Origin of the sequence: Shewanella sp. S1-58-MNA-CIBAN-0166, assembly GCF_040310085.1 — a bacterium.
GTDB lineage: Bacteria > Pseudomonadota > Gammaproteobacteria > Enterobacterales > Shewanellaceae > Shewanella.
The window spans coordinates 23632-36542 of record NZ_JBEOPN010000010.1; the positions used below are offsets into that span (position 1 = coordinate 23632).

The window sequence follows — 12911 nt, forward strand, 5'->3', positions numbered from 1 at the left end:
AGGACAGACTAATAATTAGAAGTGCTCTATGAGATTTAATAAAATTTTTGCCTCGATGTTATTCGTCGGCGCGTCTTTTTCAGGGAATGGTTGGGCAGAGTCTTTCCAACCTTTTGAAGTGACCGACATCCAAGTAGAAGGTTTGCAACGAGTTGCTCTCGGTGCAGCACTATTGAGTTTACCTGTGAAAGTAGGTGACACGGTAGATGAAGTTAAATTACAGCAAGCGATTAAGAGCCTTTACGGTTCAACCAATTTTGAAAACATCAGTGTCAGTCATGAAGACGGTATACTCTATGTAACGGTTAAAGAACGTCCAACTATCAGTATTATCTCGTTTGACGGTAATAAAGATATCAAAGACGAGCAGTTACAAGAAAGCCTTGACGGTTCTGGTGTTAAAGCTGGCGAATCACTTGATAGAACAATGTTGTCTGGTATTGAAAAAGGCCTGCAAGATTTCTATTACGGTGTGGGTAAATACGGTGCCAAAGTTGAAGCGCAAATCATCAACTTGCCGCGTAACCGTGTTGAGCTTAAATTTAAGTTTACCGAAGGTTTAGCGGCTGAAATCCGTCAAATCAACGTAGTAGGTAATACTGTGTTCTCAGACTCTGAGCTCATCAGTATGCTTGAGCTTAAAGACTATGTGGCATGGTGGGATTTATTTGGTGAACGTCGCTACCAAAAGCAAAAGCTACAAGCTGACTTAGAAACTATTAAAACTTATTACCATAATCAAGGCTATATTCGCTTTGAAGTGACTTCAACGCAAGTGGCGATGACACCAGACCGTAAAGGTTTGTACATCACTATTAACGTGAATGAAGGTGAAAAGTACAAGGTGAAAGAAGTTAACTTAATTGGTGACCTAATGGGTCGCGAAGAGTTAATGAGATCTATTTTGCCAATTAAAGCGGGTAACATGTACAACGGTGCCGACGTGACATTCACCGAAGAAATGTACAGCAAATACCTTGGCCGCTTTGGTTATGCTTATCCTGAAGTTAAAACCTATCCTGAAATTGATGATGAAACCAAAGAAGTGGTACTCAACATCAATGTTAAGCCGGGTAAGCGCGTGTATGTTCGCTCAATTAACTTCACTGGTAACACGGTTACCAAAGATGAGGTAATGCGCCGCGAATTACGCCAAATGGAAGGTGCGTGGTTGAATTCTGCTCAAATTGAACAGTCTAAACTACGTCTTAACCGTTTAGGTTATTTCGAAACTGTTGATGCAGAAACCATTCAAGTACCGGGCAGCGACGATTTAGTTGATGTCGCAGTGACTGTGAAAGAGCAACCGTCAGGTTCGTTCAACGCAGGTGTCGGTTATGGTACTGAATCTGGTGTGAGTTTGCAGTTTGGCGTTGAGCAAAATAACTTCCTTGGTACTGGTAACCAAGCTGGTTTTAGCGTCAACACTAACAAATATTCTAAAAGTGCTAACTTGTCTTATACCGACCCATACTTTACTAAGGATGGTGTCAGTTTAGGTGGTAGCGTTTACTGGAATGAGTTTGATGCCAACGAGGCTAACCTTGAGCGCTATAAGAATAAATCTTATGGTGTAGCGTTAAACTCTGGATTCCCGATTAACGAATCTAACCGTTTGAACGGTGGTATTGGTTATCGTCATAATACTATTTCAGAAATCTCTGCTTATGAACAAGCGTTGCGTTTCTATAATGTGTATCGTGAAACGGATGATCCTAATTCAGACTTAAGTTTTGATAACTTTGAATTGAATGCCGGTTGGTACCGCAGCACACTTAACCGTGGTACGTTCCCGACAGATGGTTCGTCGCAACGTTTAAGCGGTAAAATGACCGTGCCAGGTTCTGACTTACAGTACTTTAAAACGGATTTCGATACTAACTTCTACTTCCCTCTGACACCTCAGCATGGGTTTGTATTATTGGCTCGCGCCCGTTTAGGTTATTCAAACGGTTATGGTCAGTTTAACGACAACGATCAAATCTTACCGTTCTGGGAAAACTATTATTCTGGTGGTAGCAGTTCGTTACGTGGCTTTAAGTCTAACTCAGTAGGCCCACGTTCGTTCTATTTATACCGTGGTAGTGAGCAATGTGCGCCTGATGTTTCTGGTGATGGTTGTAGTTTACCTGGTGACCCAAATACCATTCAGGTGAGTTCTGGCCGTTCAATTGGTGGTAACGCCATTGCAACAGCAAGCTTTGAAATGATTGTTCCGACACCATTCCTTGATGAAGCTTACACTAACTCAGTGCGAACCAGTTTCTTCGTTGATGCGGGTAACGTATGGGATACTGAGTTTGATTATGACTCATATCGGACTTTACCAGCGGATCAGTTCTCTAAGTTAGAAGACTATAGCGATCCAGAACGCTTACGTGCCTCATGGGGTATGAGCGTGCAGTGGTTATCGCCAATGGGACCTATGGTATTCAGTTTAGCTTGGCCACTGAAAGAATATGAAGATGACGAGACAGAGATTTTCTCATTCAATATTGGCAAAACGTTCTAAAACAAATACACTCGGCAGGTTTTGCTGATAACAACAAGTTTAACAAGGAGTCTACTTTGAAAAAGATGGTAAATCGCGCATTAATTACATTGGCATTGTTTGCTACCCCTATGCTAGCCCAAGCGGAAAAACTCGCTGTGGTTGATATGGGTGAAGTGTTCGAGCAGTTGCCACAGCGCGAACAAATTTCTAAATCATTAAAAGCTGAGTTTGGTGACCGTGTTGCTGAAGTCCAAAAAATGCAAGAAGAAATGCGTTCTTTGGTTGAGAAACAACAACGTGACGGCGCCTTAATGAGCGATTCACAAAAGACTGAATTAGTACGTAAAATGGAATCATTAAAGTCTGAATTCCAGTTGAAAGGCAAAGCATTAGATGAAGACATGCGTCGTCGTCAAGGTGAAGAGCAAAACAAACTATTAGTTCAAGTTCAAAAAGCGATTAATACCATTGCTGGTAAAGAAAAATACGACATGGTGCTACAACGTGGCGCAGTTATTTTTGTTAAGCCAGAAGCTGACATCAGCAGCAAAGTGGTAGAAGCCTTAAGCAAAGGCAAATAATAAGTATGCAAAAAGTGACTTTAAAAGAGCTTAGCCAACTATTAGGGGCAACGATTAAAGGCGACGCCACGCTGGAAATAACCAGTGTCGCTACCCTTGAAAGTGCAACTAAAGGCCAACTCTCTTTTTTAGCCAATAGTAAGTACCGTGCTCAGCTTGAGGCAACTCAAGCTAGTGCGGTATTGCTGAGCGAAAAAGAAGCAAGTGGTTATCATGGTAACGCCCTGATTGTTAGCGATCCTTACGTAGGGTTTGCTCGAGTAGCGCAATTACTTGATACCACCCCAAAAGAAACGCCTGGTATTCATCCTTCGGCTCAAATAGATGCATCAGCCATTTTAGGTGACGGTGTGGCTATTGGTGCAAATGCAGTGATAGGTGCCAATGTTATTTTGGGTGAAAATGTTCAGATTGGTCCAGGTTGTGTGGTGGGTGAAACCAGTATTATTGGTTCAAACACGCGTCTTTGGGCGAACGTGAGCGTTTATCATAATGTCCATATTGGCCATCATTGCATCGTCCATTCAGGGACTGTTATTGGCTCTGATGGCTTTGGTTATGCCAATGAGCGCGGTAACTGGATTAAAATTCCACAAACCGGCGGCGTTCGGATTGGCAATCATGTCGAAATTGGCGCATGTACTTCCATTGACCGTGGTGCGTTGTCGCATACCGAGATCCACGATGGCGTGATTATCGACAACCAAGTTCAAATTGCTCATAATGTCATTATCGGCCAAAATACTGCAATGGCTGGCGGCTCTATTATTGCTGGCAGTTCTACCATTGGTAAATATTGTATCCTCGGTGGCGGTAGTGCTGTTGCTGGACACCTGAGTGTCGCTGATGGTGTACACATATCAGGCGGAACAAACGTGACCAGCATTATCCGTGAAAAAGGTGTGTATTCGTCTGCTACCATCGCAATGGAAAATAAATTATGGCGTCGAAACACTGTTCGTTTCCGTCAATTAGATGAATTATTTAGCCGAGTGAAAACCCTCGAGAAAAGTGCTAAGGGCACAGAATAATTGTAATTCTGCCTTATTTAAGGAATGTAGTGTGTCAAACCAATTAAACACCATGGATATTAAAGAGATACTTAAATATCTGCCTCATAGATATCCATTTTTGTTGATCGATCGTGTATTGGACTTTACTGTAGGTGAGCACTTACATGCGATTAAAAATGTCACCATAAATGAGCCTTTTTTTCAGGGACATTTTCCGATACAGCCTGTGATGCCTGGCGTGCTCATTTTAGAAGCCATGGCACAAGCAACGGGTTTACTTGCATTTAAAACCATGAGTACAGAGCCGTCTCCAGAGGTACTGTATTATTTTGCTGGTATTGATAAAGCGCGTTTCAAACGTGTTGTTGAGCCAGGTGACCAAATACATTTTCACGTTAAAATGATTAAAGAGCGTCGCGGTATTGGTGTATTTGTTGGTGAAGCCTTGGTTGATGGTGAACTGGTTTGTTCTGCTGAAATCATGTGTGCACGTAGAGAGATTAAGAAGTGATAGATAAATTAGCGTTTGTTCATCCAACAGCCAAAATTGGTAATAACGTCACTATTGGTCCTTGGACCTACATTGGTGAAAACGTTGAAATCGGCGACGACACATGGATAAGTTCTCATGTTGTGGTTAAAGGTCCAACGGTTATCGGTAAAGGTAATCGTATTTTTCAATTCTCTTCAGTTGGTGAAGAGTGTCAAGATAAAAAGTACGCAGGCGAACAAACTCGCTTAATTATCGGCGACAATAACATCATTCGTGAGTCGGTTACCATTCACCGTGGTACGACCCAAGATAAAGGTGAAACTCGCATCGGTTCTAACTGTCTGTTTATGGCGTATGTTCATATTGCCCACGACTGTTTTGTCGGTGATAACGTTATTATGGCCAATAATGCTTCAATTGCGGGTCATGTACATGTTGGCGATTGGGTTATTTTGGGCGGCATGACTGGCGTGCATCAGTTTGTACACATTGGCGCGCATGCCTTTACCGCGGGTGCTTCACTTATTTTGCAAGATGTTCCCCCATTTGTGATGGCTGCTGGTTCTCCTGCAGTACCGCGTGGATTAAACTTAGAAGGCTTAAAACGCCGTGGTTTTACCAAAGAAAACCAACGAGCAATCTTGAGTGCGTATAAAGCGGTTTTCCGTAAGAGTTTAACCATTGAAGAAGCTAACGCTGAATTAATCGAGGCCGCTGAAAAAGACATCAATGTGAAAGCATTTATGGAATTTATCAACCACTCTGCTCGTGGCATTATTCGATAGACGGAAACGATGACCAACTCTCCTTCAAAAGTATTCGCCATTGTCGCCGGAGAAATCTCCGGCGATATTTTAGGTGCCGGTTTAGTTAATTCACTCAAAAAACGCTACCCTGATGCGCGCTTTATCGGCATTGGTGGCCCTCGAATGCAAGCTCTAGGGTTTGAGAGTTTATTCCCAATGGAAGAACTGTCGATCATGGGCTTAGTCGAAGTGTTATCACATTTACCTCGACTGCTTCATATTCGTTCAAGTCTCGTGAAACAAATTACTGAATTAGCGCCAGACTGTTTTATTGGTATTGATGCGCCCGATTTTAATATTGGCGTAGAGCTTAAATTAAAAGCCAAAGGGATTAAAACAGTCCATTATGTCAGCCCGTCAGTATGGGCTTGGCGTCCAAAACGTATATTTAAAATTGCTAAAGCTACTAATATGGTGTTGTCGTTATTGCCGTTTGAGAAAGCGTTTTACGACCAACATCAAGTACCTTGTACCTTTGTGGGGCACACACTTGCGGACGATATTCCGATGCACAGTGATAAGCTGGCTGCTCGGCAGTTATTAGGATTAGATCCTAATGCTGAATACTTGGCAGTATTGCCAGGGTCCAGAGGCGGAGAGCTAAAGCAATTAGCTGAACCATTTATAAAAGCTGCTCAGTTAGTTAAGCAAACCTTTCCAGACATCAAATTTGTCACCCCAGTGGTTAATGATGCTCGTCGACAACAGTTTCTTGCTGCACTGGAGGAGTTTGCTCCCGATCTAGAAGTCACTATTGTTGAAGGTCAATCTCGCGAAGTCATGGCTGCTGCAGATTGTATTTTATTAGCATCTGGCACCGCGACATTAGAGGCCATGCTGGTTAAACGTCCTATGGTTGTGTCGTATCGGGTTAGCCCAATTACATATGCCATCGCGATTAAAATGATGAAAATCAAAAATTATTCGTTGCCTAATTTACTCGCAAACGACACCATCGTGCCAGAACTGATGCAAGCCAATTGCCAACCACAGTTAATTGCCGATGCGATAATCAACCAGCTTAATCAAGATTTTGCACCGCTAAATACCCGCTTTGAAGAATTACATCAATTGCTAAAGTGTAATGCCAGCGAGCGAGCTGCAGATGCTGTAGTAGCATTATTACCAGCGCCGTAACCTGACTAGGATAAGCTAATATGTCGACATTATCGGTTGTGATAAAAGATATTACCCCTGAACAAGTAGCCATTATTTCACAAGGGCTTGTTGCTGGTGTTGACGAAGTTGGACGTGGTCCATTGGTTGGCGATGTGGTCACTGCCGCGGTGATATTAGACCCAAATAAACCGATTGTTGGCCTTAATGATTCTAAGAAGCTTAGCGAGAAACGTCGTAATTCCTTATATCAACAGATTATGGATAATGCGCTAAGTGTCAGTATTGGCCGTGCCAGCCCTGCTGAAATCGATGAGCTGAATATTTTGCATGCCACCATGTTGGCCATGCAGCGCGCAGTAGCCGGGTTATCCATTTTACCAGAACGAGTGCTGGTAGATGGTAATCGGGTGCCGGATTTTGGTATTGCCAGTCATGCGATAATTAAAGGCGACGGCTTAGTGGCTGCTATTAGTGCGGCATCCATTATTGCCAAAGTCACTCGTGATGCCGAGATGGACGCGTTAGACAATCTGCACCCGCAGTATGGCTTTGCTAAGCATAAAGGGTACCCAACCAAAGCGCACTTTGAAGCGCTAGCCTTGTATGGCGTATTACCTGAACATCGTAGAAGTTTTAAACCTGTCGCTGAACGTATATTGCTTCAGGATACATTTTGATAATAGCCAAATTAAGCGAGTTTATCGTTGGATAACATCGCGTAGTTTGGTAGTCTAAATCCCGCATTTTCGTGTTGTTTCATTCATCTTTTTCGAAGAAAAAATATTCTATGTCCGATCCTCGTTTTGTTCATTTGCGCGTCCACAGTGATTATTCAATGTCAGATGGCGTTGCTAAAGTTAAACCTATTATTGCTGCTGCTGAAAATCAGGGGATGGCAGCAATAGCGTTAACTGATCAGAACAACTTTTGTGGTTTGGTTAAGTTTTATGGTGCTTGTAATGGTGCGGGAATTAAGCCGATCATTGGCGCCGATTTTTGGGTGCAAACCCCTGGATTTGAAAAAGAATTCTGTGCCTTAACCATTATCGCGATGAACAATGAAGGTTACCAAAACCTGACCCAACTGATCAGTGAAGCCTATCTTCGCGGTCATGTTGATAACCGTGTGGTGATCGACCAAGATTGGTTAGTCAAATATAACAGCGGCTTGATCATTATCTCGGGTGCCAAAGATGGCGATGTCGGTAAGGCATTATTAAAAGGTAATCAAAACCAAGTAGAGTCGCTGATTGCCTTTTATCAACAACACTTTGAAGATCGATATTACCTCGAGCTTATCCGCACTGGTCGTGCACATGAAGAACGCTATTTACACATGGCGGTTGAGCTAGCATCAACCAAAGGTTTACCTGTAGTTGCCACTAACCAAGTGGTGTTTTTAAAACAAGATGACTTTGAAGCACATGAAATCCGGGTGGCAATTCATGATGGTTTTACCTTAGTCGATCCGCGTCGCCCTAAAACATACAGCGATCAACAATACCTGCGCACCGAAGATGAAATGATCGCATTATTTGCCGATATTCCGTCGGCAATTCAAAACAGCGTTGAAATCGCGAAACGCTGTAATGTCACTATTCGCCTAAATGAATACTTTTTGCCTAATTTCCCTACTGGCGACTTATCCATTGAAGATTTCTTGGTTAATGTGTCAGTTAAAGGCTTAGAAGAACGTCTCGAATTTTTATTTCCAGACCCACAAGTTCGCGTTGAAAAACGTGTCGAATATGACGAACGCCTCGAGATTGAACTGAAAGTCATTAACCAGATGGGTTTCCCTGGTTACTTCCTTATCGTGATGGAGTTTATTCAGTGGGGCAAAGACAACGGCATTCCAGTTGGCCCAGGCCGTGGTTCTGGTGCGGGTTCATTAGTCGCATACGCGCTTAAAATTACCGACTTAGATCCACTAGAATACGATTTACTGTTCGAACGATTCTTGAACCCTGAACGTGTATCCATGCCCGATTTCGACGTCGACTTTTGTATGGACCGACGCGACGAAGTCATTGATCACGTTGCCGAGTTATACGGCCGAGAAGCGGTATCACAGATTATTACCTTTGGTACTATGGCGGCCAAAGCCGTTGTGCGCGATGTTGGCCGCGTATTAGGTCATCCTTACGGCTTTGTTGAACGGTTAACTAAATTAATCCCCGCAGAACCAGGGATGACATTGGCGAAAGCCTTTGAAGTTGAACCCGCGCTTCCTGAAGCCTATGACGGCGATGAAGACGTTAAAGAGCTTATCGATATGTGTCGCCGCTTAGAAGGGGTAACACGTAACGCGGGTAAGCATGCCGGTGGTGTGGTTATCGCACCGACTCGAATTACCGATTTTGCACCGCTATATTGCGATGCCGAAGGCTTAAACCCAGTAACACAATTTGATAAAAATGACGTTGAAACTGCTGGTCTGGTTAAGTTCGATTTCTTGGGCTTACGTACCTTAACCATTATTGATTGGGCATTGCAGATGATTAATCCGCGCCTGATTAAAGAAGGTAAAGAACCCGTTAGTATCGAAGCCATTCCGCTTGCCGATCCTGCCTGTTTTAGATTACTGCAACGCTACGAAACAACCGCGGTATTCCAGCTGGAATCTCGCGGTATGAAAGACCTGATTAAACGTCTGCAGCCCGACTGTTTTGAAGACATGATTGCACTCGTGGCTCTTTTCCGCCCAGGTCCCTTGCAATCAGGCATGGTTGACAACTTTATTGAACGTAAGCACGGCCGTGAGGAAGTGTCCTACCCAGATGCTGAATATCAGCATGAGTCACTAAGAGAGTTATTGTCACCGACTTACGGCATCATTTTGTACCAAGAGCAGGTCATGCAGATTGCTCAGGTATTGTCGGGTTACACCCTAGGCGGCGCGGATATGCTCCGTCGTGCAATGGGTAAGAAAAAACCTGAAGAAATGGCCAAGCAGCGCGGCACGTTTAAAGAAGGGGCGATTAATAACGGCGTCGACGGCGACTTGTCGATGAAAATCTTCGATTTGGTGGAAAAGTTCGCCGGTTACGGTTTTAACAAATCGCATTCTGCCGCTTATGCACTGGTGTCGTATCAAACCTTGTGGTTAAAAACCCATTTCCCATCGCAATTTATGGCCGCGGTAATGTCTGCCGACATGGACAACACCGACAAAATCGTCACCTTGGTTGATGAATGTGAACGCATGGGCTTGCCGCTAATTCCGCCCGATGTCAACAAAGGCTTATTCAAGTTTACTGTCGATGACGACCTTAATATTGTTTATGGTATCGGCGCGATTAAAGGCGTCGGTGAAGGCCCGGTAGATTCTATTTTAACAGCCCGTAAAAATGGACCGTTTACCGACCTGTTCGATTTTTGTGCTCGAATTGATTTGAAAAAACTCAATAAGCGAGTAATTGAAAAGCTTATCCTTGCAGGCGCCTTAGACACATTAGGCCCGCATCGAGCATCAATGATGGCGACCTTGCCTCAAGCGATTAGTGCTGCGGCGCAACATGCTAAAGCAGAAGCGACTGGTCAAAATGACATGTTTGGTTTACTCAATAGTGAACCTGAAGACAGTAAGCAAAACTTTGTCCATTGTACTCCGTGGCCAGACAAAATCTGGTTGGAAGGTGAGCGCGAAACATTAGGACTTTACCTTACTGGTCACCCTATTAATCAGTATTTAAAAGAACTGAAGCAATACACTAATGGCCGCTTAAAAGACATTCACCCAACCGAGCGCGGTAAAACCGTAAAAGCAGCTGGTCTAGTGGTGGCAACACGGGTGATGATCACTAAGCGTGGCTCTAAAATGGGCTTAGTCACATTAGATGATAAAAGTGCCCGTTTAGAAGTCATGCTATTTACCGAGCCGTTTGAGAAGTTTGGTCATATGCTTGAAAAAGATCGCATTCTTATTTGTGAAGGTGATGTCAGCTTTGATGATTTCTCTGGCGGCAATCGCATGAACGCCCGTAATATCATTGAAATTGGCGAAGCGCGCAGTCACTTTGCCAAAGCGGTTGAAATCAATGTTCATGGCGATGATGTCACGCCAGAGTGGTTACAAACCTTTGAGCAAACATTAACACCGTGGCGTAAGGGCGCTGTGCCTGTGGTGATTAACTACACCAAACAACAAGCCAGTGGCAAAATCGTGTTAGGTGAAGAGTGGCGAGTTAATCCTAGTGATGAGTTAATGTTAGCCCTCGAAAGCATGCTTGGTTCAACTAACGTCAAAATCGTGTTTAATTAGGCGCGCATCATGATTGAAAAGTCTTCGTTATCAGAGCAAATAAGTGCACCACAACTGCTAAGTTTGCTCGAACAAGCGATATTACCCCTTTATCAAATGAATGTAGTTAAAGGTGAATCATCGCCTAAGTTAGTACTGGCTTACAGTGGCGGCGTTGACTCAGAAGTGCTCGCATGTGGATTAAGTGCCTTGGCACACAAGCATCCGCATATTGCTTGCCTGCTTATTCATGTTCATCATGGACTTAGTGTCAATGCTAACACTTGGGTACAGCACTGTATCACTCGAGCTAATCATTATCAGCTTCCAGTGCAGATTGAACGAGTTAAGGTTGAAAAGGGCCCTCGGCAGAGTTTAGAGGCGCAAGCCCGTGATGCTCGTTACCAAGCATTTGACCGTTATCTTAATCCCGGCGATATTTTATTGACCGCACATCATCAAGATGATCAACTTGAAACCTTATTACTCGCGTTAAAACGTGGCCAAGGCCCAAAAGGCTTAGCGGCAATGGGGGCGGTACAAGCTTACAAACAAGCTTGGTTAGTTAGACCATTATTAGATATCAGTCGCGATCAAATTGAGCAATTTGCGGCGCAAAAACAACTATCCCATATCGAAGATGAAAGTAACCAAGACGACAGCTTTGATAGAAATTTTTTACGCCTCGATATCATTCCAAGATTAAAACAGCGCTGGCCAAGTATTGCGATTACCGCAGGGCGTAGCGCCGCATTATGTGCCGAGCAACAACAGGTTATTGACGACGAAGTGAGTCATCGCTTACCCGAGTGGTTAATAGTGCCCGGCGATACAAATGCATTAATGACCGAATCAACCGGGTTTAAACTCACCGGGTTTGGTCAATTGAGTGCCGCTTGGCAAGCATTACTGTTTCGCGGTTATTTAATTCATTGTGGCGTTAGTTTACCTTCGCAAGCGCAATTACAGCAGATCCTGTCACAACTGTTAGCGGCTAAAGACGACGCGAATATGTCGATTCAGTGGGGCGATTATCAGGTTAAACGTTTTGCTGGCATCGCTTATGTGGTTAGTCATAAAGAGTTAGAGGTTATTGATGCAAGTACAGTGCAACAACCATTTGAGCAACTGCTTAAAGGCGAGCTGCAACAGATAGTGTGCCGCGTTGCTCACAAGCAATACCCGCTGGGTCTGCAAATTGCTGCGGACAATACGCCGCTACTTACTTTACCCAATAATACCGCCTTGAGCATACGCTTTGGCGCGGCAGGTTCAATTAAATGTCAGCCACAATTTGCCACATCACAACGGCAAAAACCGCGCGAATTAAAGAAATTGTGGCAAGAATGTAATATCCCGCCATGGCGTAGACCACAAATCCCGTTAGTTTTTTATGGTGACACTTTAGTCGCCGCCGTTGGTTTATGGGTCGACAAACGCTATTTAGCGCAAACAGGTGAGCAAGGGATTTGTATACCGCTTTTTGACGCACGATGAAGAGTGATAACAGCAGGTCAAGACGATAACAAGCGATAGAAACAGGCAAAAGCGGTAACAGTCTGCCAAGATGGTAACAAGCGATAACAACGAGTAAAGCTATAGGTGCTTGGACGCTTCGCGACTAGATGCGATAAAAGCGTTAGGTTTTGGGTGATGAAGGCATAGCAGTAAAGCCTAACACTGCACTAAGTTACTATCTAAAATAGGTAGTATTAAATTGTTTCAGTTAGGCCACAGATGTTTAGCTTTCCTGTTAATTGACGGCTTGACAGATCCTTTCTGGCTGGAGCAATTTCTCCGCCTGACTTTCAATATGTTCTCCAGATCCTGTTTGACCGTAATTAAATTCAGTTGCAAAAAATGAAGCATCTATTTCTGTTTTATTTTTTAATGCTATCGGCAATACAGAGCAAAGTTTTTTAACTGCTAAGTCTATTTTGTTTGACTCAATCAATTGTAATGTCGTTGTCGACATTTGGATCTCTGCCGCGGCAACACTTTGCCCGCCATAAGCGAAAAACTTCAATGCAACAAAACCTGCACCTACAACACCAAGTGTAAAGCTGATTAAAGCCACCATAATAAATTTCATGTATTTTCCTTTTCACATTAATTAGCGTTAAGAGATAGAGTGAGTCGTGCGAAATAACAACGGTACGCAT

10 protein-coding genes are annotated in these 12911 nt (G+C 43.6%); 9 read left to right on the forward strand and 1 reads right to left on the reverse strand.

Annotation, left to right across the window (positions count from 1 at the left end):
• The first annotated feature begins 28 nt into the window (after positions 1-28).
• From bamA to tilS, 9 genes are all read left to right on the forward strand, one after another.
• Positions 29-2512: an outer membrane protein assembly factor BamA gene (gene bamA, locus AAEY99_RS08085; RefSeq protein ID WP_101086635.1), complete on the forward strand. Its 2484-nt coding sequence runs from the start codon at positions 29-31 to the stop codon at positions 2510-2512.
• Positions 2513-2577: 65 nt separating this feature from the next.
• Complete coding sequence (locus tag AAEY99_RS08090) at positions 2578-3075, forward strand: OmpH/Skp family outer membrane protein (protein ID WP_011636753.1); 498 nt, start codon at positions 2578-2580, stop codon at positions 3073-3075.
• A 5-nt stretch (positions 3076-3080) separates the two neighbouring features.
• Complete coding sequence (lpxD, locus tag AAEY99_RS08095) at positions 3081-4106, forward strand: UDP-3-O-(3-hydroxymyristoyl)glucosamine N-acyltransferase (protein WP_162023506.1); 1026 nt, start codon at positions 3081-3083, stop codon at positions 4104-4106.
• Positions 4107-4137: 31 nt separating this feature from the next.
• On the forward strand, positions 4138-4599 hold the full coding sequence (gene fabZ, locus AAEY99_RS08100) for a 3-hydroxyacyl-ACP dehydratase FabZ (protein WP_011636755.1): 462 nt from the start codon (positions 4138-4140) through the stop codon (positions 4597-4599).
• On the forward strand, positions 4596-5366 hold the full coding sequence (gene lpxA / locus AAEY99_RS08105) for an acyl-ACP--UDP-N-acetylglucosamine O-acyltransferase (protein WP_101086637.1): 771 nt from the start codon (positions 4596-4598) through the stop codon (positions 5364-5366). Before fabZ ends, lpxA begins: the two co-directional genes overlap by 4 nt.
• A gap of 9 nt (positions 5367-5375) precedes the next feature.
• Entirely contained in the window at positions 5376-6524 is a 1149-nt protein-coding gene (gene lpxB / locus AAEY99_RS08110; RefSeq protein ID WP_101086638.1) for a lipid-A-disaccharide synthase, read from the forward strand.
• A 20-nt stretch (positions 6525-6544) separates the two neighbouring features.
• A complete protein-coding gene (rnhB, locus tag AAEY99_RS08115; protein WP_162023505.1) occupies positions 6545-7183 on the forward strand; it encodes a ribonuclease HII in 639 nt (212 codons plus the stop codon).
• A 110-nt stretch (positions 7184-7293) separates the two neighbouring features.
• Positions 7294-10770 (forward strand): DNA polymerase III subunit alpha, encoded by a 3477-nt coding sequence (gene dnaE, locus AAEY99_RS08120; RefSeq protein WP_162023504.1) that lies wholly within the window; start codon positions 7294-7296, stop codon positions 10768-10770.
• A gap of 9 nt (positions 10771-10779) precedes the next feature.
• Positions 10780-12246 carry a tRNA lysidine(34) synthetase TilS gene (tilS, locus tag AAEY99_RS08125; RefSeq protein ID WP_351009966.1) on the forward strand — a complete coding sequence of 489 codons (1467 nt, stop codon included), beginning with the start codon at positions 10780-10782 and terminating at the stop codon, positions 12244-12246.
• Positions 12247-12502: 256 nt separating this feature from the next.
• Here tilS and AAEY99_RS08130 read toward each other — a convergent pair whose 3' ends face one another.
• Positions 12503-12841, reverse strand: coding sequence for a hypothetical protein (locus AAEY99_RS08130; RefSeq protein WP_351009969.1), 339 nt, complete (start codon positions 12839-12841; stop codon positions 12503-12505).
• Positions 12842-12911: the final 70 nt, after the last annotated feature.

Bases quoted from the DNA above. Each gene is read 5' to 3' on its own strand.
- AAEY99_RS08130 (WP_351009969.1), bottom strand. From the start codon at position 12,841: ATGAAATTTATTATGGTGGCTTTAATCAGCTTTACACTTGGTGTTGTA.
- rnhB (WP_162023505.1), top strand. From the start codon at position 6,545: ATGTCGACATTATCGGTTGTGATAAAAGATATTACCCCTGAACAAGTA.
- lpxB (WP_101086638.1), top strand. From the start codon at position 5,376: ATGACCAACTCTCCTTCAAAAGTATTCGCCATTGTCGCCGGAGAAATC.
- dnaE (WP_162023504.1), top strand. From the start codon at position 7,294: ATGTCCGATCCTCGTTTTGTTCATTTGCGCGTCCACAGTGATTATTCA.
- tilS (WP_351009966.1), top strand. From the start codon at position 10,780: ATGATTGAAAAGTCTTCGTTATCAGAGCAAATAAGTGCACCACAACTG.
- bamA (WP_101086635.1), top strand. From the start codon at position 29: ATGAGATTTAATAAAATTTTTGCCTCGATGTTATTCGTCGGCGCGTCT.
- lpxD (WP_162023506.1), top strand. From the start codon at position 3,081: ATGCAAAAAGTGACTTTAAAAGAGCTTAGCCAACTATTAGGGGCAACG.
- AAEY99_RS08090 (WP_011636753.1), top strand. From the start codon at position 2,578: ATGGTAAATCGCGCATTAATTACATTGGCATTGTTTGCTACCCCTATG.